This window comes from Pricia sp. (assembly GCF_041745955.1).
In the GTDB taxonomy this organism is placed as follows: domain Bacteria; phylum Bacteroidota; class Bacteroidia; order Flavobacteriales; family Flavobacteriaceae; genus Pricia.
On the sequence record NZ_JBGTHY010000482.1, the window covers coordinates 1 to 22,173 of the forward strand.

General features: G+C 44.2%; 21 protein-coding genes and 1 pseudogene. 7 read left to right on the forward strand and 15 right to left on the reverse strand.

Going from position 1 to position 22,173, the window contains the following annotated elements; all coding sequences use genetic code 11:
* From ACEW8S_RS16880 to ACEW8S_RS16900, 5 genes are all read left to right on the forward strand, one after another.
* Nucleotides 1-2,423, forward strand: a 2,423-nt coding sequence (locus ACEW8S_RS16880) for a hypothetical protein (RefSeq protein WP_373519289.1), incomplete at its 5' end; no start/stop codon positions are given.
* Between the two features lie 142 nt (nt 2,424-2,565).
* The gene (locus tag ACEW8S_RS16885) at nt 2,566-3,258 is read left to right on the forward strand and encodes a DUF2490 domain-containing protein (protein ID WP_373519290.1); all 693 of its coding nucleotides are present in this window, start codon (nt 2,566-2,568) and stop codon (nt 3,256-3,258) included.
* Between the two features lie 112 nt (nt 3,259-3,370).
* Nucleotides 3,371-3,982: a superoxide dismutase family protein gene (locus tag ACEW8S_RS16890; RefSeq protein ID WP_373519291.1), complete on the forward strand. Its 612-nt coding sequence runs from the start codon at nt 3,371-3,373 to the stop codon at nt 3,980-3,982.
* Between the two features lie 168 nt (nt 3,983-4,150).
* The gene (locus ACEW8S_RS16895; protein ID WP_373519292.1) at nt 4,151-4,702 is read left to right on the forward strand and encodes an RNA polymerase sigma factor; all 552 of its coding nucleotides are present in this window, start codon (nt 4,151-4,153) and stop codon (nt 4,700-4,702) included.
* On the forward strand, nt 4,693-5,499 hold the full coding sequence (locus ACEW8S_RS16900; protein WP_373519293.1) for an anti-sigma factor domain-containing protein: 807 nt from the start codon (nt 4,693-4,695) through the stop codon (nt 5,497-5,499). The genes ACEW8S_RS16895 and ACEW8S_RS16900 overlap by 10 nt, the downstream gene beginning before the upstream one ends.
* Nucleotides 5,500-5,723: 224 nt before the next feature.
* Here the strand turns inward: ACEW8S_RS16900 and ACEW8S_RS16905 are convergent, their stop codons facing one another.
* The 3 genes from ACEW8S_RS16905 to ACEW8S_RS16915 form a co-directional block, all read right to left on the reverse strand.
* A complete protein-coding gene (locus ACEW8S_RS16905; protein WP_373519294.1) occupies nt 5,724-6,050 on the reverse strand; it encodes a BamA/TamA family outer membrane protein in 327 nt (108 codons plus the stop codon).
* 69 nt (nt 6,051-6,119) lie between these two features.
* On the reverse strand, nt 6,120-7,163 hold the full coding sequence (locus ACEW8S_RS16910) for a VOC family protein (protein WP_373519295.1): 1,044 nt from the start codon (nt 7,161-7,163) through the stop codon (nt 6,120-6,122).
* A gap of 72 nt (nt 7,164-7,235) precedes the next feature.
* Entirely contained in the window at nt 7,236-7,946 is a 711-nt protein-coding gene (locus ACEW8S_RS16915) for a TIGR04283 family arsenosugar biosynthesis glycosyltransferase (protein WP_373519296.1), read from the reverse strand.
* Between the two features lie 176 nt (nt 7,947-8,122).
* Between ACEW8S_RS16915 and ACEW8S_RS16920 the strand changes: the two genes are divergently transcribed.
* Nucleotides 8,123-8,911 carry a DUF547 domain-containing protein gene (locus ACEW8S_RS16920; protein ID WP_373519297.1) on the forward strand — a complete coding sequence of 263 codons (789 nt, stop codon included), beginning with the start codon at nt 8,123-8,125 and terminating at the stop codon, nt 8,909-8,911.
* 136 nt (nt 8,912-9,047) lie between these two features.
* Here ACEW8S_RS16920 and ACEW8S_RS16925 read toward each other — a convergent pair whose 3' ends face one another.
* The 4 genes from ACEW8S_RS16925 to ACEW8S_RS16940 all read right to left on the reverse strand — a co-directional run bounded on the left by ACEW8S_RS16925 (nt 9,048) and on the right by ACEW8S_RS16940 (nt 13,425).
* Nucleotides 9,048-9,968 (reverse strand): BamA/TamA family outer membrane protein, encoded by a 921-nt coding sequence (locus tag ACEW8S_RS16925; RefSeq protein ID WP_373519298.1) that lies wholly within the window; start codon nt 9,966-9,968, stop codon nt 9,048-9,050.
* Between the two features lie 549 nt (nt 9,969-10,517).
* Nucleotides 10,518-11,795 carry a tetratricopeptide repeat protein gene (locus ACEW8S_RS16930; RefSeq protein WP_373519299.1) on the reverse strand — a complete coding sequence of 426 codons (1,278 nt, stop codon included), beginning with the start codon at nt 11,793-11,795 and terminating at the stop codon, nt 10,518-10,520.
* Nucleotides 11,796-11,933: 138 nt separating this feature from the next.
* Entirely contained in the window at nt 11,934-12,719 is a 786-nt protein-coding gene (locus ACEW8S_RS16935) for a DUF4331 family protein (protein WP_373519300.1), read from the reverse strand.
* A 25-nt stretch (nt 12,720-12,744) separates the two neighbouring features.
* Nucleotides 12,745-13,425 carry a DUF4331 family protein gene (locus ACEW8S_RS16940; RefSeq protein ID WP_373519301.1) on the reverse strand — a complete coding sequence of 227 codons (681 nt, stop codon included), beginning with the start codon at nt 13,423-13,425 and terminating at the stop codon, nt 12,745-12,747.
* A 377-nt stretch (nt 13,426-13,802) separates the two neighbouring features.
* On the opposite strand from ACEW8S_RS16940, the gene ACEW8S_RS16945 reads away from it, so the two are divergent.
* Nucleotides 13,803-14,990: an LETM1-related biofilm-associated protein gene (locus ACEW8S_RS16945; protein WP_373519302.1), complete on the forward strand. Its 1,188-nt coding sequence runs from the start codon at nt 13,803-13,805 to the stop codon at nt 14,988-14,990.
* A gap of 80 nt (nt 14,991-15,070) precedes the next feature.
* Here ACEW8S_RS16945 and ACEW8S_RS16950 read toward each other — a convergent pair whose 3' ends face one another.
* The 8 genes and pseudogenes from ACEW8S_RS16950 to ACEW8S_RS16985 form a co-directional block, all read right to left on the reverse strand.
* Nucleotides 15,071-15,826, reverse strand: a complete 756-nt coding sequence (locus ACEW8S_RS16950; protein WP_373519303.1) for a LytR/AlgR family response regulator transcription factor — start codon at nt 15,824-15,826, stop codon at nt 15,071-15,073.
* A gap of 147 nt (nt 15,827-15,973) precedes the next feature.
* Nucleotides 15,974-16,357: a 2TM domain-containing protein gene (locus tag ACEW8S_RS16955; RefSeq protein ID WP_373519304.1), complete on the reverse strand. Its 384-nt coding sequence runs from the start codon at nt 16,355-16,357 to the stop codon at nt 15,974-15,976.
* 51 nt (nt 16,358-16,408) lie between these two features.
* Complete coding sequence (locus ACEW8S_RS16960; RefSeq protein ID WP_373519305.1) at nt 16,409-16,744, reverse strand: 2TM domain-containing protein; 336 nt, start codon at nt 16,742-16,744, stop codon at nt 16,409-16,411.
* An 89-nt stretch (nt 16,745-16,833) separates the two neighbouring features.
* Nucleotides 16,834-17,136, reverse strand: a complete 303-nt coding sequence (locus tag ACEW8S_RS16965; RefSeq protein WP_373519306.1) for a 2TM domain-containing protein — start codon at nt 17,134-17,136, stop codon at nt 16,834-16,836.
* Between the two features lie 121 nt (nt 17,137-17,257).
* Nucleotides 17,258-18,595 (reverse strand): 2TM domain-containing protein, encoded by a 1,338-nt coding sequence (locus ACEW8S_RS16970; protein WP_373519307.1) that lies wholly within the window; start codon nt 18,593-18,595, stop codon nt 17,258-17,260.
* 166 nt (nt 18,596-18,761) lie between these two features.
* On the reverse strand, nt 18,762-19,388 hold the full coding sequence (locus ACEW8S_RS16975; protein WP_373519308.1) for a hypothetical protein: 627 nt from the start codon (nt 19,386-19,388) through the stop codon (nt 18,762-18,764).
* A 161-nt stretch (nt 19,389-19,549) separates the two neighbouring features.
* Nucleotides 19,550-21,727, reverse strand: coding sequence for a carboxypeptidase-like regulatory domain-containing protein (locus ACEW8S_RS16980; protein WP_373519309.1), 2,178 nt, complete (start codon nt 21,725-21,727; stop codon nt 19,550-19,552).
* 233 nt (nt 21,728-21,960) lie between these two features.
* Nucleotides 21,961-22,173: pseudogene (locus ACEW8S_RS16985) on the reverse strand (divalent metal cation transporter); the annotation flags it as partial.

Genomic DNA, 22,173 nt, shown 5'->3' on the forward strand with positions numbered 1-22,173 from the left:
ATCCGCAGAACGAAAATCGGGTATACTCCGTCTTTACCTATATTAATGTATCCGAAGATGGTGGGAAGTCCTTTACCCAACTGATGCCGGCCTATCAGGTGAACAATGGCATACACCCCGACCACCACGCCTGGTGGATGCATCCCAAAAACGGACAGTTTATGTTGGACGGTAACGATGGCGGACTCAACATCACCAAAGACGGTGGCCGATCATGGCGATTTATAGGAAATCTGCCCGTGGCGCAATTCTACCATATCAATGTCGATAACGAGCATCCTTATAACGTATACGGCGGTATGCAAGACAATGGTTCTTGGCGCGGTCCCGCCTATGTCTGGAAAGATCAGGGCATCCGCAACGACTATTGGCAAGAAATCGCCTTTGGCGACGGTTTCGATGTGGTTCCGGACAAGGATAATTCCCGCTTCGGATATGCGATGAGCCAACAAGGCTATGTCAGCCGGTATGACCATATCACGGGCAATAACTATCTGGTACGCCCTACCCCGCCCGATGCCGATACAAAGTTGCGTTTTAACTGGAACTCCGCCATCGCCCAGGATCCCTTCGATAACGGAACGGTCTATTTTGGAAGCCAGTTCGTACATAAAAGTACCGACAAGGGCCTAACTTGGGAGATCATTTCTCCCGATCTGACCACCGACGACCCCACAAAGCAGAAACAGGACGAAAGCGGCGGACTCACCATCGATGCCACCGGGGCGGAGAACTATACCACCATTTTGGTCATCGAGGCTTCCCCTATCGAAAAAGATATGATTTGGGCGGGCAGCGATGACGGCCGGGTACATTATACCACCAACGGTGGCACAGACTGGATCGAGGTCACCGACAACATCGGCGATTTGCCCAGAGGAAGCTGGATCGCCCAAATCAAGGCATCGTACAAAAACAAGGGCGAGGCCCTATTGATCGCCAACGATTATCGCAGGTTCAATTACAAACCCTATGCCTACCGTACCAAAGACTATGGAAAGACGTGGGAACGCATCGTCGACGAAAACGATGTGGAGAGTTACACGCTCTCGATTGTCGAAGACATCGAGAACCCCGATCTACTTTTCTTGGGTACGGACGATGGACTTTATATATCCTTCGATGCCGGAAGCCAATGGCAAAAATGGACGGAAGGCTATCCCACGGTATCCACCAATGATCTGGTCATCCATCCTAGGGAACACGACCTGGTCATCGGCACCTTCGGCCGCGCCGCTTGGGTGATGGACGATATTCGTCCGCTGCGGGCCTTGGCCGGGGACATATCCATCCTAAAAAAAGACATCCAACTTTTTGATCCACCGATTGCCTACCAGGCGGCCTATCAACAACCGACAGGAAGCCGGTTCGGTGCCGATGCTATCTACAACGGCGAAAACCGGAAAGAAGGGGCGATGTTGACCTATTATATTAAGGAAGGGAAAAAGAAGAAAGATTCCATATCCGATGACGACGAACCCAAGGAGATGAAGGAGATGCGAAAACCATCCGAAGGAAAAAAAAGGAAAACCCGAAATAAGGAAGGAGAAAGTACGAATGTCACCGCTCAAGGCAATCCCGATAAAGAGAAACAGATGGCCGCGTCAAACGTATCCAACGACAGTTTGAGTCCCAATAACGAGGACATAGTAACCGGCGTGCAAAAAAAGGATTCCATTCAATTCGATTTTTACGATGGCGAGCGATTGATACGAACCCTCAAATACAAAACCCCTGAAAAACCCGGCTTCCACCGTATCTATTGGAACATGGACGAAAAAGGGCCGAGCTATCCCAAACGAAAAATTGATACCGACAAAAACGAACCGGGAGGCATTTCGGTGAAACCGGGCAGCTACAAGGTGAAGGTAAGCTATGGCGAACTAACGGATGAAACTACCGTCGAGGTGCAATCCGATCCCCGATTTAACGTATCCACAACTTCGATTGACGCGGTTTACCAGAGCGCCAAGCAACTGGAAGGCATGACCCAGACGGCCGCCAATGCCGTCAAACAGCTGGTCGAGAGCAAGAACTTGGCCGAAAAGTACCAGAAGGACCTAAAGACATTGGACAAGAAAAAATACAAGAACCAAATCGAGGCTTCCAAAGACATTGTAAAACAAATCGATTCGGTCGTCGCCCTATATCTCGGAAAGGATGATAAACGACAGGGCATTACCCGAAATCCCGAAATCACCGTGATGCAGCGTATCGGAACCGCCAGTGACTATGTAGAAAGCCGACAGCAAGGCCTTACCGAAACCGAAAAGAAACTCATCCGCTTTGCGGAGACCGACCTAAAAGCGGCCTTGGAGAAAACCAATGCCTTTTTCAAGATTACTTGGAAGGCATACCGGGATGCAATAGAACGGTTAAATGTTTCGCCTTTTAAGGAGACGGATACTTTTAGCATAAAATAACGAACTCCATTGAACCCGTGGAATGCATCTAAGTATCGAAGACGGCGAACCCAGGGAGATGGAGTCTGAATCTTGGAATAGGGGATTCGAACTTGAATACCTACCGCCAGAAAAAAAACTAAGCCCGAAATTTTTAATAAATATGAATCGAATACTTTTTACTTTTATTTTACTTTCTTCTACTATCTTATATGCCCAGGAAACCGGCGAAAACGAACTCGGTTCCTGGCACATGTACTTCGGCACGAATACCGTTTCCGAAGAATTGAGCCTCCATACCGAAGCGCAATTGCGATATTTTGAAAACGGTAAGAATTTCAATCAACTCTTGCTTCGCACCGGGCTGAACTATCATATAGATTCAAATGCCATTGCTACCTTGGGGTATGGTTATATTGCTACCGACGACACGTTCGAGAAATTTTCAGGGGAGAAGAACTCCTTAGAGCACCGTATTTTCGAGCAATTCATATTAAAGAATGAGGTAGGGAAGCTCAAATTTGAGCACCGGTATCGCTTGGAGCAGCGCTTTCTTGATTTTGGAGACCGCACCGACACGCAACACAGGGCGCGGTATCGCCTACAGGTCACCTTGCCGCTGAGCAAAATTTTCTTTTTGAACTTTTATGACGAGATTTTCGTGAACCTGCAAAACGAAGTCTTTGGTCAAAATAGGCTTTATGCCGCATTGGGGGCCAACATAACCGGAAATCTAAGCGTACAGGTGGGATACTTGAAAAATCATTTTCCCACGGCCCATTTCGACCGCTTACAGATCGGTGTCTTCTACAATCCCGATTTTAGGGAATTTTTCAAGAAAAATAGTGTCGAGTAGGGGAACCAATTCTCTAGAAAGATACCTCGATACTGTTAAAATCAAATCGTTTAGAGCAAAATCGAGATAAAAATATTAGTACCTTTATGTTCGAATTAAAAAAACCTAAAACATGAAAACAATTCAATTAACGCTTGTAGGCCTCTTTTTGATAGGCTCTTACAGTTGTAAAGAAGTAAAAAGGGACCCCGATGAGACTGGTGATTCTATGGAAGAAACAATGGACGGAATGAACGACGACACCAACGCCATGAAAAACGATATGATGGGCAAGACCCTCACCGTTCAGATGATGCCAAAGAGTGGAAGTGAAGTGCAGGGTACCATAACCTTTACCCAAAAAAATGAGGAGGTAACCATGTCAGTTGATCTTACGGGACTTGCCGCGGATGGCGAGCACGCCATTCACATCCATGAAAATGCGGACTGTTCCGCCGATGATGGTACATCTGCAGGCGGACATTGGAACCCGACCGATGAAAAACACGGTAAGTGGGGAGATGCCGAAGGGTTTCATGATGGCGATATAGGTAACCTTACCGCTGATGCCGATGGAAATGCCACTATGGAATTTACTACCGATAAATGGTGCATCGGTTGTGATGACACTCAAAAGAACATCATTGGTCACGGGGTAGTCGTTCACCAAGATGCGGATGACTTCACCTCACAACCCAGCGGTGCCGCCGGGGCAAGGGTCAGCTGTGGTGAAATCACCGAATAGATTGAAGAACAGATAAAAACCGCCATGTTGGCGGTTTTTTTTATATATTTATAACCGAAACGTTTTTGACTTTTTTTTAATTGATAAAGGCTCGGACCGAATCACACTTTCGAAGTTTATTCAACTTCAGGATTTCGCAAAGGCTTAACTTACCAATACTATATATTGATGGATTTAGATGAACTAGTAACGCGTTTCCAGAAAAAGGATGTGATAGCCTTTGAAAAACTCTATGAGATGTACTGGGAGAACATTTGCGGTGTAATCAACACCGTGGTCAGGGACAAATTTCTGGCCGAAGAGATCACCCAAGATGTTTTTACGAAAATCTGGCACAAATCCGACAGCTATAGCCCGTCAAAAGGGCGTTTCTTCACTTGGATATTGAACATTGCCCGTAATGCGGCCATCGATAAAGTGCGCTCAAAATCCTATAAAGACCAACAAAAAAATCTGTCCGCAGATTACTTCGTAGGTATTTTGAACAGAGCGGATACTAACGAGCAACCGAACGAAACCACCATCGATACTTCCGCGCTTAAAAAACTGGTACTAAACTTAAAGGAAAAGTGTCTTGAGATTATTGAAATGCTCTATTTCAGGGGATATACCCAAAAAGAGGCATCCCATGAGCTCGACATACCTTTAGGAACGGTAAAGACCAGGAACAGAAGCTGTATTTCTAAACTCAGGGAAAATATCACATTGGAATGGAAGTAGAAAAATACATAGCATCGGGCATTTTGGAACTCTACGTGGCAGGCTTGCTAACGGAGGAAGAAAATTTGGAAGTACATAAAATTGCTACCGAACATGTCGCGATAAAAAACGAAATTCTTGCCATCGAGGCAGCTATTCTTGAATTGACACAGGCCGTAGCTCCAGCTTACCAAAAGAGAAAAGGTTTTGACGATGTAAAAGTCCGTATCGGCGAACGAAAGGATAGCAAGGTGATACAGTTACCCAAAGAGGAAAAGTCCGACTTAGGCAAATACATCGGTTGGGCGGCCGCCATACTTTTCGGTGCCGGATTGCTGTGGTTCTACGTACAGAACGACGAGCTGAAATCGGATATCGAAATGGTCAACGGGCAAAACGAAGTGTTGGAGCAGCAAATTCTCGAGGCAAGGGGATCACTGACCGAAACCAAAGAACTTTTGACCTCCTTACGGGATAGGAACGTTAGCGTGGTGCCATTGGCCGGTCAAGAGGTTTCTCCCGATTCCTACGCCAAGGCCTACTGGAATAAAGAGCAGAACAAGGTACTTATCGATGCGCAAGGCTTGCCCGAGCCTCCAGACGGCATGGTATATCAGGTATGGTCATTGAAAATGGATCCCCTGACACCGACGAGCGTGGGACTTCTCGAAGACTTCCAAACGGACGAAAACAAGGTATTTACCTTGAACAACCCCAACGAATCAGAGGCTTTCGGTATCACACTTGAGCCAGCAGGAGGCAGCGAGGGGCCGACTATGGAACAGTTATATACCTTGGGGGCGGTTTCCTCTTCATAGAACGATAAACATTAAGACATCAATCCCCGTAAACACATGGTTTATGGGGATTTTTATTTCCGTTCGACCTTGGACTATACAGGTACAGAACCAAAAGCCATTTTGCTCCCTACATAAAATAGCACGTGAAAAAAATTAAAAAGTAAAGCCGAGGCTTAACAGTAAACGGTTACCGTCATCACCGTGATACAGACCGAGATTGCCCGTCAAGGCACTGAAACCGCTTACCCAAACTGAACCTCCGAAGTCGTTGTGCCACTTCTCGATTGCCCTCCGTCAGACGATACCCTGCCGTAATCGAATCCTGCGCTCACACCGATCTGTAGGGGTACGAAATTGGTCCTGAATCTTGTAATGCCCACGCGAAGTTCCGTACTGTGATAGAACGCGGTCTTACCGTTGAACCTCTCGTTTCGATAGCCTCGTAAACTCTGGTCGCCCCCCAAAAGGGCAGCATGGTAAAACTCAAAATCATCACCCAATATCGTATGCCCGGCCATTTTAGTGGCCAAAACAGCAATGCCGCTCGGATGAAGTGGATAATGTGCCAATTTTTCGGCAAAGGTAACACTGCAAAATCGTTTCGTTAACCCCCTCGAAATAATTTTTGGGTTCTTTCATTATCCTACCCGATGTACCCGCATCATTTTGACCAACCATTTGGGTAGCGGTTTTTCAGGATGTCTTTTTTTAAGGTCTATGTGAATTCCCAGCCATTTGAAAATGGGCACTTTATGGGTCTCTACCAATTCGATCAAGGTGCCGTCCGGATCTTCGATATAGGCGAATCTGCCCGCCGCATCGCCCATATCGAAACTATCGGCACTGTCGACGGTAAACGGATAGTTTAAGTTTTTGGCCTCATCGCGAAGGACATCCATGCCCCGCACATCGAAACACAGATGAATATACCCCAAATCGCCCCACATCCGGTCTTTGAAAATAGGGATCGGACTACGATCCAACGATTGCACCAGTTCAACTTGGGAAGGGCCGTAAAGTTCTCCAAAACCTCCAACGGGCCGTTTGCCATGTTTTAAAAGAACACGTCTAAACATTCCCTTTCCGCCGGGTAGATCGGTAAAATCATCAACAACTCCCTTCAGGTCGCTTTCAATGATATCGTAGCCCAACAAATTTCTATAAAAATTCAGGGAAACTTCCATGTCCGAAACTCCTATCAACGCCCCTAGTACCCCACCGGAAAAATGTCTTGAAGGAGTAAACATAAAATCTTCCTGTACTATTTGCACCCAATTCGACCAAGGATCGGAAAAGAAAAAATGCGACTCCTTATGGATGGATGTTATAGTTTTTAGAGACAGCCCGTTCAGATGTTTATATGCTTCGGACACACTCCGCGATCGGATTTTCATGACATTGATGCCCAGGTCACCGAGTTGTAACCCCTGTTCAGGGGCCTGCGGCGTGCGATCCTTGAACTGCCATATTTCAAGTCCCCCGCCCCCGATCATGTTCAGGGCCAAAAGCGCAAGTCGGTTCTGAACACTGCCTTCGGTATATCGGGTCATCAGACTGGCCGGGGCCACATCTTCAAAAACAAGGATATCGAAACCCAAATATTTTTGGTACCAGTCGAAAACCTTCCTGGCATCGGCCGTTCCTATACCTATCTGTTGGATTCCGTTGATAATTTTGGCCATTTCTTCAGGTTGATCGGTTCAGTGACGATTTGAATCACAGATAAGAATAACTTAATTCTTCAAAGCAATACGCTATGCATTATTTTGGTAGGGCATGTTGTTCAGTCGGTCGTGCAGCGAGTTTAATTTTTTTGCCGGATAGCCGCACTTAAAAAGTATGACCAATAAAAAGTTGGCCAGATTTATTTTTATATACGAATTGTTCCTGTATTTTCTGGCAGAAACAATAAGGTCTTCTTTTACGATTGTGTACCGTACATTACTCTTTTTCATCCTTCGAAAAAACTCAAAATCCTCCATCAATACCTGTTTCTCGTCGAAACCGCCGAGCGTATCGAAAACTTTCTTTTTAATAAAAAGACACTGATCCCCGCCGCCCGTAAAAATACCATCCTTGGCGGTAAAGAAGGAGTTTACTTGTAGGGCAACACTTTTTTTATCGAAATGGTACGAAAAAAAGCCAGCATCGAATCCCTCTTTAATCGCGGTTGAAATATCCGAAATAAACGTATCGGGAGGGGTAACATCCGCATGTAAAAAAACCAGAATACCTTCCTTTACTAGGTTGGCCGCGGAATTCATTTGTACTGCCCTTCCCTTTTTCTTACATTGAATGCATTTGATAGGATACACCGATGCCAAAGTTTCGGAACCATCGGAATTATCGGAAGAAAGTGCCAATATTATTTCTACGGGAAAGTCTTTGCGAAATTCCGCTAATTGTGGCAATAATTCTTTTAAATTTTCCTTTTCGTTATGGGCGGGAATGATGATGCTTGTCATAAAAGGGTTCGCCTAGAGGCAGGAGATATCGGTTGATGAATATAACAATAATTCAATGATTGTCGGTTGATCCGCACTATCTTCGTAAGTTAGCCGTTAAGGTTCGGAGGAAATTTCCGACCAAACCTAAATATACCTTTTTACGTACATATCAACACAAACCATAAACAAATTTAATGAACCTATTCCGATTTAAATATTTAACTACTGCACTGTACGCTTTTTTCGTACTTTTCACTGTGCAAGCCCAGAACCAGAATGCAAAAATTTCGAATTTTAATGTCTTTTCGGAAGAATTCCTTAAAAACATCATCAACGAGCAAAGTACCAATGAAATCAGGGCACAATTGTACAGTGCGACCTTAGAGGAACTGGAAAATGGACTAAAGACGGACACTGAAAAACTGGCATTTTGGACGAATATCTACAATGCCTATATACAGGTGATCCTTACAGAAAATCCAGATCTGTACAAAGATAGGCAGTCCTTCTTTAAAAAGGAGCAGATTCCCATTGCGGGAAGACTAATTTCCTTTGCCAAGATCGAACACGGTATCATCCGTAAATCCCAATGGGAATTGGGCGGGGGACTGATACGAAAATGGTTTCCCAACAAATTCGAGCGTAAACTTCGGGTCAATGATCGCAATTATCATATTCATTTTGCGTTGAACTGCGGTGCTAAAGACTGTCCACCAGTCGCCATCTACGAAGCCGATCGACTTGAGGAGCAATTCGATAAGGGCACCGAGGCCTATCTAAAGCGAGTGTCACAGTACGATTCCGACATAAGAGAGGTCAAGACTACTCCCCTATTTAGCTGGTTTCGAGGCGATTTTGGCTGTAAAAGCGGAGTAAAGGATATTCTTAAGCAATACGATATCATCCCCAGCACCAAAAAGATAGACATTACCTACAAAGATTACGACTGGACGTTGGATTTGGATAATTTTACGGAGCTGTAATCAAAACGCTTCCTTGATCGTAAAATAAAAGTTGCCCCCTTCGCCAGAAATACCATAGTCCACTCGGATTCGTACACCATCCCTTTGGTTAACAATGTAGCGCAGGCCGGCACCGGCGGCATTTTTATAGGCGGAGTCAACTATTTTTGCCCAAATCGGATGCCACGGTACCGGTCGAGCCGAACACAGCTCCACCGAAACGACCTGCTATTGGAAACCGGTATTCCAAAGCCAGGCTAAGTTCCGTATTGTCTTGAAAACGGCGGTTGTTTATGCCTCGCGTCCGTTTTGATCCCAAATAGTACAGGTCGTAGAATGGAGTGCCCTCGGTGCTGCTTCCCAAGAAAAGATTGGCGGCCACTACCTGTTTTTTGCCCACCTTTTGATAATAGCGACTGTCAAGTTCATATTTCACATAGCCAAAGCTAGACCCAAATATCTTTGACGACGAAAATAGTTTCCCCTGAATATACACGCCCTTGGTAGGAAAAAATATATGGTCACGGGTATCGTACACTGCGACCACACCCAAATTAGAAACCGTACCATCCCTTTTTCCCGGTACGTCGGAAGCCTCTAAAATACCGCTCTCCTCAACTTTCAAATTATAAAAAGCATCGAATTCGTACGCCAATCCCGCAAAAAATCGAGGAAACAGTTCGCGCAATAAGGCAACACGGGCCCGGGGAAAGGTGACTTCATAGGTTTCTTCATCCTCTTCCTTTGAGTCAATACCGACACCGAAAAAATTGTAAAAATAGTTGTAAAAGCCCAATTCGCCTTCCAAACGCCATTTTTCGTCGTCTTTATAAAAATCGAACGGGGCATAGAGTAAAAATTGGTTTTTCGTTGTATAACTAATTCCCAATTGTATGGAAGAGGGCCTGGTGTCGAAGGTTTCGTCCTTTAACCGAAAAGTTCCTATTCCGAGTCCACCAAAACCAAATGCGGTCTCTGGGGTGTAAAACGCTACGGGAAAGGCGGAAATTTTCCAGTTTTTGGTAGAATCCCGGACGGTAAATCGTTTCGAGCCTTTGGATTGATTCTGTGCCTTCATTACAGTGGTACAAAAAACACATAATATGATAATTCCCAGGATTTTAAAAGTGTCCGATTTCGGGTGAATTCCATAATCTGACATAGGTTGATCCGTTCTCCTCATAAGAGGGAAAGGTACTTGCAATTGCTGATAGCCCCTATCACGAATGCGTAAATTAATTGCTCTAATTAAAAGAGGGGGACCCAAAATTCACTTACCTGCCTTTAATAGCTTTCGCAAGGCCTTGCGGGCAACGAAAATCCGGTAAAACAGAAGGAGCATAAAAGCAAGCCAAACGAAGAATAAGAAATAGACCATTGAACTAGTAGTTAAGGGGATTTGCCGTATTCAAATTATGTTTAAAAGTTCGAATCTGCTAAGATTTTCCGAATAGCAAAATCATTTTTGGTAAGTTAAAATTAGTTAATGGAATCGTAATTTCCTACAGAAAAGTTAATCATTTCACCTCAAAAATCCTTTCTTACCAAAAAATGATAGGAATATTACAAGCATCCTCTCCCACAAATCTGCCTGAAGCAAAAATTTTAACGGGTTGAACTTCTACGTTTACAACTGCGCAATTTCCTTTTCCGTAGCCGGGCCCAATTCGTAGACCGCGCCGAGCAGTTCGTCTTTAAGCTCCTTTACCTTATCGCTCGAACCGGTTGCCTTATAGATTTCGGCGGTACGAAGTAAAACGGCAGGCTCATAAGTCTTGCCCTCGATGTGCTCCTCAACGATGTCAAGCGCTTGTTGGGCATCGCCCATTTTTAGATAGGAATAGGCCAAAAAACTGTAGGATTCGGGGGTCGGCCTGTTCGCTACCTCCGTTTCTGCTAACTCAAAGGCTTTATCAAACTGTTCGGTCTCATTTAAATAGAGCGAAATATTGTAAGCATTGTACATATCGCCATACGCTGAATCTTGCACCAATTCGAAATATTTATCAAGATTGGCCACACCTTTCATATCATCGCCCATATATTCAGCGATTTCCGACTTTAGTAAAAAGTAGGTGGGAGACTTATAGTAATTGGTTACGGAGTCTAAAATGCGCATCGCCTCTTCAGGTTTTTTTTCATGTGAAAATACAATCCAAGCAATGCCCTTTTTAGCATAGGCATTTTCAGAATCTATCCGTAAGGCCATTAAATAATGATTGTAGGAGTCTTTGATTCTACCGGCATGGCCGTAATAGTCCGCTAAATTGGTGTACGACCACAGCATCAATTCGGTGTTTTTGGAATTTTCGGCTTGCTCTTTAGCTTTTTCCATAAAACGGATGGTCGTATCAAGATCTCCGTTATGGTCGTTCCATTTGGCCACACGGATCAGGTATCCGAAATCTTCCATGTTTTTAAGGCTGTCAAGATACTTTTCGGCCGTATCATAATTACCGAGTTCCATGTGCACGTCGAACATCAAGCCTTGGGTTTGGTCGAGGCCGCTGCCTATGGCGCGTGACGAATCGGCCCATTGCCTGGCTTCCTTAAACCGGTGCTGAGAAATATAGTTTCGTGCCAAAGCCCTATACATTCCCGCTCGGCCGACATTGGCAATATCGGCAGCTTTTTTTAGTGCTTTTTCTGCTTTTTTCAGGTATTTGATATCACCGGAGTTCTGAAAGTAGCGGTTGTACTCCCCACCGACGATTCCAAAGCTCATCAGTTGCGAGCTATCGGGCTTGATCTTTGAATTCCAAAGTTCGAAGTATTTTGAACTGGTTTTCGGGGGATTAGAGGTCAGATATTTATCGTAATCCTTTGTATTTGTTATTTGGTCGTCATTATCCGTTTGGCAAGCCGATAAAAATAGTACCAATATAAAAGTAGTAATGTATCTCATCTTCCGAATTTTCGTAGTTCTTCTATTCTTTTGGTGTTGTAAGCAGGGTCGGGCGTATTCGATAATTAAATAGGATAAAAAAAGGAGGACGGGAAACCCATCCTCCCCCAATAACTCCCTTTTTCATAGACTGGTGTCTTATTCAGGAGCTCCCAAGTATGGGAATTCGTCAGATGGGGATGCCGTAAGGGCTACTCCATCGGATACTAGTCGTGGCAGATTTCCACCACCTTCAAGTTCTTGGCCGTTGAAACGTGCCCCATCCGCACCTCCAAAAAGAAGGATAAGGGATACGTCTATCACGTCATCTTGTGGGGTTCTTCCGGTAAAACCTATGGCACCGGTAAAATCCGGAGCACCTGAACCTGGGTTGAAATAGGTCGTTGCCGCATCAGGAGCTATTTCGAGTACATCGTTTGCCAGTACAGTAGTTAACACTGTAGCGCTCACGGGGTTATTCATAGTCCCATCATTATCAGCGCCGTTGAGTATGTCACCTAAAATGTTAGGCTGATAATCTACGTCTTCCGCATTCAATCCTAATAAACCGGCGTATACATCGTGCAAACCTTCCAATTGAGCTTCAAATATGGGTTGATATATGGCTCCCATTTGGTTGGGAATTGCTTGATTGAACATATTCTTTGTATCGCTATCAGGACTCAAAACCGTATTGATACCAGGTCGTCCCATATAATCAACTTGGGCGAAAGTCCCTGTAAAATCAATGGCTACAGGTGTTGTAGGCTCCTCACAAGGTTCGCAAGTACCCCCACAGTCAACTCCGGTTTCGGTACCGTTCATAATTCCGTCGTCACAAGTTATCTGAACGATAGCAGGTCCATTATCATCATCGCTACAGGCAACTACCAGAGATAGGGCGCAAAACGATAAGAGTGTATATTTTAAAGTATGTAAATTCATTATTTTCTATTTTAAAGATTTGTTGTTATTGTTTTCTATTGGTAGTTACCCATGTCTTATAGACATTCACGCCTATTACGTTCGTACCCATCGCTTCACCCAACATTGCGTTGGGTATCTCGACCACAAGAGACATGGTATTCGAACCATCGAAAGTGTCTACCGCTTGATCAGCAGCTAAAAAACCCTCAGGAGCCTCGCCACCGATTACCTTGTTAAATTGCCCAAAGTCAAAAAAGAAGGCATCTTGACGTGGTCCTGCAAAAAGGGAAACGCCGTCATCTGTAGTCGTTGTGACCGCCTCGGCAGCTGAAATAGCCACCTTACCTAGAGGATTATTTACCAATACTTCACCATTAAGTCCGGTTGCGGTCGGAACGGCAGGGCCGAAAAAATACATGGTATCGCCGCGGGGCAAGGCCTGAATGACCATATCCTCGATCAAATCACCGGTAGTGTCAATATTGATTTCGGTCAATACGTCTTCGTCAAAAGTACCGTACGCCAAATCAGGCATGACGTTTGTCTGCAAGTCTACAATAAATACAGTGTTGGCTTCGTTGGAAGGTGATTCGAAGCCGTAAAAATCGGCGATGTCAGCGGTATTGTTAGTTGTACCTGGAGCATCGATGTGATCCGCGGCCACTAGGACAATTCCCACTACGGCCAAGATTCCCAGCCCAAATAAAAGTTTTGTTTTGTTCATTTTTACAGTTTTAAAGATTATTATTCATCACTACTAACGAGATATAAGTTCCAAGGTTTTATAATAATTGTTAAAATAAAGTTAAATAGAACTTTTCTTACAAAATTCGCAAGCTCATTCCGATGTATCATGATCTAATAACCCCATGAAGCTTGTTTTTCGATAAAAATAGTGCCGTTAAAGGTTGTCATTGTAACTTTGACGAATAATTAGAAAACTTGTTTTCTGTTTCCCCTCCTTAATAGTAGGACTTATCCAAATAATTAGGACTTATCCAAAAAACGAAAGTTTTCCATTGAAATAAAAGTCCCCACTAACTTGCTACATGAAATTCTTTGTCCTTTTTATGGTAATTTTACGAATTCAGTTACAAGCCCATGAACCCCTCCGCTTCCGGTTGGATCGATAAATTTGGCTCCTTGATTATAAGGGATGTAGATCTATATGCAAATTTTGACGCGTTATACGGAGCATTAAAAAAAACGGGGTTCATTTATGGTATCAATACGGCGATCCCCGATTTCATTGCGCCCGAACACAGCCTTTCGGAGGACGAAAAAGCAAAAATAAATCTACTGAACTCGCTTTACATTACGTTCAGCTTGACCTCAAGAGAACCTGATTTTGGGCATTTTCTAACCCGTGTTTTTCAATTCTACAAAGATCTTAAGGTCAGCCATAGTTCATTTCTCAACAAAATACTCACCGGTCGTAAAACATCCGCACAGCTTGAAAAACTGATAGATTCTCGGGTATATCTGGCCGATAATGTATTGAGCAAGACCTTTAACCGCATCATTACAAATTCCCTTTTATGTATCGATGTACTACTTTTTAAAAGATATCTCTCCAATCCCGAAGACATTCGAAAGCATGCGGAATCGTTGGAATATCTGTCCATCAACATTACCTATCACGCATTGAGTTCGAAAGAAAAGAGCAAAAGCGATGAACGGCTGGCGGATCTGTTTGCGGCATCGCTCAGTTTTATCGATAGCGATGCGGAAAACTATGACGGAACCTATCGTGAAAAATTGTGGGACGAACGCAGCGTTTACGAGAACCAATATTTACTCGATATCGCCTGTATGACCGTCTGGGAGGATAAATCGCTGGATTACAGGGAGTCGGAATTTATTTTCGGGCTCGGTAAAAGCCTTGGATTCGATGATGGACATATCGCCATATCCATGAAACAAACCATGGTTTTTTTCCGGAAGAATGCAGATGTCATTCCCTTTTTGAAAGATACCAATGCCGCAGTACAATTCTACGATAGTATGGCCAAAGTGGTGGACAAACTTATTCTAAGAAATAGCAAACGCTTACAAAAGGAACTTTCAGAAAGTAAGGAACTGGTATTCTTACTTTCCAAATCTACCGTAAAAGACCTCACCGTAGAAGAAAAGAAAAAGGTGCAAAACCAACTGATGGATGTTTTTAAAAGTATACCCTCATTAGCCATTTTTATACTTCCAGGGGGAGCGGTTCTGCTCCCTATTTTCATCAAGTTGATCCCGAAATTATTACCTTCTTCATTTGATGAAAATCGCATTGAAAAATAAGAAATACCCTTCAAAATATTTGTTATAAGAAAAATCTATAGTTACCCAAAAATAGTTAATAATCAATAATTTATACTCCGCTACTCTAACCATAACTTAAAATCCTGAACCCGCTCCCTACTCACGATGATTTCCTGTTCAGAAAATCGGTTTAGCTTGATCTGTAATCGTGAATTGGTATAGGAAATGATGTCTTTGATATGGTTTATATTCACATAGAATTTACGGCTCACCCGAAAGAAGGTTTTAGGCTGAAGCTCGCCCTCCAGATTTTCTAAAGTAGTATCGAGCAGGTAATTTCTTCCATCGGAAGTTGCGGCATAGGTGCCTTTGTTTTCACTATAAAAACACTCGACCTCATCGGCGTTTATAATTTTTAAGTGCTGGCCTACTTTGGCGGTAAAGCGTTTTTTGTATTCCCTTTCCAGTGGATTAATCAATAATTTTTTGATATCCTCGAAATCCAACGCCATTTTTTGGCGCGAAGGCTTCAGAGTACGGTATTTTTTTACGGCTACCTCCAATTCTTCGTCATCGATAGGTTTTAACAGGTAATCGATGCTGTTCAGTTTAAAGGCCTGTAGCGCATACTCGTCGTAGGCCGTGGTAAAGATAATGGCGCTATGTACTTCGACGGCATCGAATACTTCAAAGGACAGTCCGTCTGAAAGCTGAATATCCAAAAAGATCAGGTCGGGATGTTCGTTGTTTTTAAACCATTCGATGGATTCCTCAACGGAGTGTAGCATGGTGGTTACCTCAACCCCCAGATTTGCCAATTGTCGTGACAGGCGGCGGGCGGAGGGTTTTTCGTCTTCTATAATTATGGTGGTCATGGTTTGGGCTTCTTCTGTCTTAGCAGGATTATGGGATTTTTAGATTGATAGGATGGTTTGGTTGGTGGTTTAGCCAGCTTCAACAGCTAAACTTATACTTTTTTAAACTCATAAACTTCTTAAAGGACGCTAATTGTCACTAATTTTTTATCTATATCCTTCCGAATCCATTTGGTCTTCCTCCATAAATTTTTGAATCTGTTTTTCTTCCCAATCCTTTAGTATTTTGGGCTTTAGATCTTTTAGGAGAATGGATTTGAACTTAAAAACGTAAAGTCCGTGGAACAGCAGGCCTACACCCCATATCAAAGGCGTGGCAATGATATTCCAATGAAGCCAGTCCAAGAATTTCACGGTGTTTTCACCATTTTTTTCAAAAAAATCCAAGATATTCGAGTTAAGCAAAAAAAGTCCCGCATTCACCAAAAGATATGTGGTCAAATGATTGTAAAATCCTTTAATGGCCTCTACCTGCTTTTTGGCCTTCGAATATTTTGAAAATTTTCTTTTGCTTTGACTACTATTTACCATAATGCCGATTGAATGTTACAAAATTACTGTTCACTTTTTACTGTTTACTGCCTAATGCTTTCCAAACTTCTCCGCTTCCCTTCTATCTTCTTCCATATACTTTTGAATCTGACGCTCTTCCCAGTCCTTGCTAAAGAACGGGTTATAAGCAAAGGTATTTGCGGCATGAAATGCCAGGCCGATTCCCCAGAATATTGCGGTTGCAAAAGTGCCGAAATTGAAAAACCCCTCAACGAAATCCTCGCCGTTGTTCATGCGGGCGGTAACTGTCGTGATTATAATAAAAAGGTTGACCAATACGTATACCGTTAAGTGAATGCAAAAATCCTTGAGCTCCTCGACCCTTTTTCTGGCTTTTAATTGCTTGTCTCTTTTATTTGTTTCCATGATATTTAGTTATATGGTTAAAGAAAAACTGTTCCCTGTTTACTGACAACCATTTACTATTTACTTTTCACTTTTTATGTTCACTGCCCTTACTCCCACCGCGCCTTGCGCTCGTCCTCTTGCATAAATTCCTTGATTTTACGCTCTTCCCAACTGCGTCCGAAAAAGGGATTTAGATTGAAGGCCTTTGCCGCCTGAAAGGCCAATCCGATCCCCCATCCGAAGGCGGCCCATAGAAACCAGGGGTAATCCCATTGGTCGATGTAATAGTTCAGTCCCGCAAGTAACGAAATGACCACTGCGTAGGACATCAGGCCGGTGTAAAACTTTCTGGTTTCTTCTACTCGCTCCTTGGCGCGCAGGTACTTGTTTTCTTTATGTGTGTTTTCCATGATTTTTGATTTCACTGAATTAATCTATCCAAATTTCAGAAAAACATCCTATCGGTGTAAAAGTTGTTTTCCGAAGTGTCGGTTTTTGGGGATGAATTGTCCGCTCCCTTTTCCTCTGGACTCAAAACCGGTCATCCTCCATAAACTCCCGCATTTTTTTCTCTTCCCAGCGTTTTCCCAAGATGGGATTGTAACCGAAGGCTTCCATGCCGTGCATCGCTATACCGAATCCCCAACCCAATATGGGAAACAGCACCCAGGGAAAACCTCCCGTTTTGTAATTCAAAAAGGACAAGAACGGGATTACAATACAGTAGGCCATCAGGTTGCCGTAAAACCCCTTGACGGTCTCTACCCTTTCCTTGGCCTTTTCATAGCGCTTGTCCGAAATATACTCTTTTTGGGTTTCCATGACGGACACCCTTTTTGAAAGTATGGGCAAGCGTACGCGAAAATCGGAATCCTTTTTCTCGATTTCCACTGTTTTGTCGGTAAGGATGCCATAGCGCTGCTGAATGTTGCGCAGGCCTACCCCACTACTTTTTTTGACGGTTTGTTTTTCTTGTAGGTTGTTGTATACCACCAAACCGCCATCCTCCTCAAAAACTCGTATATGTAGGGGTTTCGAGGCGGTCACTATATTGTGTTTAACCGCATTTTCCAATAAGAGCTGTAGGGATAGCGGCACAATCTTGGCCTCGGGATCTTGACTGGCATCGGGAATATCAAAAACGATACTACCTTCGAAGCGCATTTTCAAAAGCTCTATATAGGTTTTCGCAAATTGCAGCTCTTCGTCAACGCTAACCAGATCCTTGTTCTTCTGTTCCAGTACATACCGGTACACTTTGGATAGCGAGGTGGTAAATTTTTGCGCCTGCTGCGGATTCTCCTCGATCAAGCTGGTCAGCACGTTCAGGCTGTTGAAAAGAAAATGGGGGTCCAGCTGGTTTTTAAGGGCATCGAATTTGGCGGATGCGGTACCCGCGATGATCTTTTGTTCTTTAAACTTGGATTCCTGACGGTATTTGTAGTAGAAAAAGACGTAGAAAATGACCGAGACCACGAGAGTTATGACCATGGATACCCAGTAATACCCCAAACTTTCTTTGGCCCAAAACTCCTTTACCGGCATGCCCTCTAAAACGGTTCGATGTATAAAACGACTGAAAAACAAGGCCGCCAAGGAAACGGTCACGGTACCGATAAGGGAAATCGGAAAGCTTTTCGGGCCAAATAGTTTTTTGTCGAATTCTTTCAAAAGGTAAATGAAGAGATAGGCATTTGCCATATATATAATGACCGAATACATGAGGTTGAGATAATACTCTTTCCATAATTCGTCATAGTTAAGGCCGTTATCGAATTCCCCACTGAAGTAGCCAATAATCAGCAACACGACAAAGATGGAGGTTCCAACTATGGCTCCTTTAAAAATTTCCCTTAGAAAAACTTGCATATGTTATCTATCTAACCCTCTGAATTTTAAAAATATCTTGGGGACTGTTATGAAAACTGTCCATTTTAGGGCTTACCCCGAATTTCAAACAGTCAATTACTTAATTCTATGGAGTTCAGCACCCAACTTTGAATTAAAGGTAGCAAAAAGTAGCAACGTGGACCTTTTATTCGCCTTTGCACTGTTTCGCTGTCGCTTCCGCCCTATCCTTTCCCCAGTTTGGGTAAAAAGGGATGTCATTCTCAAAAGTTTCGAAAAGTTCCAAAGCCCGCTCCACATCTTTGCAATAGGGGGCGGTATCTTTTCCGAAATACTGCGCGGAGCCCATATCCCATTCCGCTTTGGAAAAAACCACCCGGGGGTTTTCGGGGGCAAGCTGCAGTGCCTGTTGATACAGTTGAGCGTTCTTTCCGGAAAGTGTCATGCCGTAGGTGGCACCGTCGAAGGCGATCCAAGCGGTATTGATCATCGCCTCCATGACCAGCAGCTCGGGGTTGTCGGGGGACAGGTTTTTGGCGATATCGTTGAACTCCTTCGCCTTTCCCAGCTGTTGGGTAATGATTTTTTTATCCTTCTCCCCAAAGGATGCCGTCGTGTTCACCAGGGCCACATAATAATAAGGCAACCAATTGTCGTCTTCGGCCATGGCGATGCGCTCGAATTGATTGGAGGCCGGCGTTGTCTTTTGTTCTTGCCAAAGTTGCATGGCCTTTTGCATGCCGTCGGTGTATTTGTCTTGGGCACTGATCGAAAACGTTGTTGCTAAAAGGATGATGATTATTAGATTTTTCATGAGGATTCGTTTTTTAGTTTATATTCTTATTTTATGGTTCAAAAATGATACTATTTGCTTGCTTACGCGAAAATGGTTTACCGAAGTGTAAATTTTTGGGGATGAATTGGGGATAGGGTTTTCCTTTTACGGGACAAGGCTATCCGTTAACGCTCTAAATCCTATAAATTGTCCAGCTGATTGCTTTTATTGTCCTTACTGATGGTCCAGAAAAAGCCTACGAAAAAGAAACTGTCCGCCGCGGGACGGATCGCCCTTCGTCCGAAAACTCCATCCGTGCCGGGTGTATTGGCGTATTGATAATTATTGATATTATCAAAGCCCAACACGTTGTTGACGGAGAAATATAGGATTTTCTGCTGATCGATGAGATAAGCCCAGTTGAAGCTCAGGCTTTTATAGGGCTTGGCGCGCCCTGCCAAAAATTCCGGGGTGTTGGGGTTATCGTAGGGCCTTCCGGACGCATAGGTATACGACAGGCCTACCTGCGAGCGCCATTTTTCGATCCAGTATTTGGTCACAACCGAAAGATTGTGTTTTGGTGCAAAGTTAGGTCTGGCCCGCTCCCTAAAATCCCTGTAATTTCTTTCGGTATCTAGATAGCCATAGGACATCCAATACTCTAGGTTTTCGATACTCTTGTTGTCCCTCCAGAAAATATCGAGTCCCGATGCGTATCCGTTTCCCGAATTGTTGAAATCGGAATCGAACCGGGGCATTTCGGTGTTGTATTTGACCAGTCCATCGTAATCCTTATAGTAAGCTTCGGCCCGAAAGGTCTTTCCCTCGGCCAAAAACTGATAGTTCAGGATATAATGGGATGCTTTCTCAAAATTTAGCGAACCGTCGTACCGCAGCGTCTCCGAACCGGGATTCTGGTAAAAGTCCCCGTAAGCCAAAGAGAATTGGCCTTTTTCACTGGATTTGTAGGCCAACGAAAGCCGGGGCGATAGGGTGAAATCTTCGATCAGACCGCTATACTCACCTCTTGCCCCTAGCTTTAGGGCCAGTCTATTGCTGAAAAAGATATCGCTCTCGATAAAACCGGCCCACAGTTGGTCGTCATACCCGGAATCGAAGGCAATGCCATCCGGCGCTTCGAAACGCTCTACGTAATCGGTGATGAAATACTCGCCTCCCAGTGAAAGGTTGAAACGGCTGCTAAAGTTTTTATTTAATTTGAGCTTGAGGTGCGAGGCCGTTTCCCTTGTGTCGATAGCATCCTCTATAATCGCGATATCGTTGGCATCCCTAGAAACACTGGCCCCGGTGTTCAGCGTCCATTCCTTGGCGAAAAAATGTTTATAGGAAGTGTTGACGTATAGATTTTGGTTGGTCAGGCGGAAACGGGTAAAATCCTCGAAATTGATATCCTCTTGCTCGATATCCAGATCGGCATTGTTAAAGGCCGTATATAGCTTGAACAAACTTTTCTCTCCTTTGCTACGAAAAACGGCCTCCCCGGAAATGGATTCATAGGGACTCTTCCAGCGTACCCCTTGGTCCGAGGGAAGAAGGGCTTCGTAGGGCGCCAGATTGATATACTGCGTATTGAAGCTCAAAGAACGATCGCCCCAGATTTCGGTATGGTCTACCCCGCCACCGAGGGACATGATCGAAATGTCGGTCTTTTCTTGATCGGGAACATCGGTGGTGTTCAGCAACAGAACACTGGAGAGGGCCTGCCCATATTCCGCGGAATAGCCACCGGTGCTGAAGGTAATGCCCTTGAAGAGGAAGGGGGAGAATCGCCCCCGGGTCGGCGTATTGTTGGCTGTAGCATTGAAGGGCTGGAATACACGGAGTCCGTCGATAAAAACCTGGGTCTCGCCTGCATCGCCCCCTCTTACGAAGAGGCGCCCGTCTTCGCTGACGGTCGAGGTGCCGGGCAGGGTCTGCAATGCGGCCGCAATATCGCCAACGGCACCGGCTGTGGTCACGATATCCAAGGGCTTGAGTACGGAAACCTTTGAATTGTCCCCCGCCTCGAAAGTTCCGGCGGTCAGGGTCACGCCGGTCAGTGCGTTGATGGCCTCTACCATTTTGATATCCAGTCCGTTAAAATAGGCCACATCGCCCGTTTCATACTGCGGCTCATAGCCCAACATGGAAATGACCAAGGTCTGGGTGCCCGTTTTGGAGGTCTCAAAACGAAACGCCCCGTTTTCATCGGTCGAAGCACCGTCATACGTACCTTCGAGATAGACGTTCGCCCCGGAAATCGGGATTCCCGATATGTCGTTGACCGTGCCGGAAACGGCGGATTGGCAGACGGCAAATTGGGTTAGAAGAAGAAGGATTATTATGGATAGGTTTCTAAAAATGGGTTTGCTTTTCATGATGGTTCATTTTTTTGATGTGCCAAAAATCGATCAGATGATGAACAACGAACAAAAAGAAATACCGAGTTGTGGAATTTGATGGATAGGGCGGTAAATTTCTAATTTTAAGCAAGGTGAGTTACCAAAGAACCCAATCTAATAACGTCAACAAAGACAGTAACTACTGTTTCGGTTAAGGCTGCGCGGGAGCCTACTCCGACGTTTGATGTTTAATGTTTAAGGTCTACAATTTAAAACAATCCAAAAACCGCAAGAATACTTTTCGCTCCCAGAACCAGGGCAAGGGCAACAATGAGAAATCCGAATATATTTTGCATCCTATTATTTTTATGCTTCCCCATTACCAAAGGCCGGTTGACCGCCCATAACAGAAATGTGGCGATGACAGGCAATAATATACCGTTGGCCACCTGTGCGAACTTAATTATTTCAATCGGCTGAAT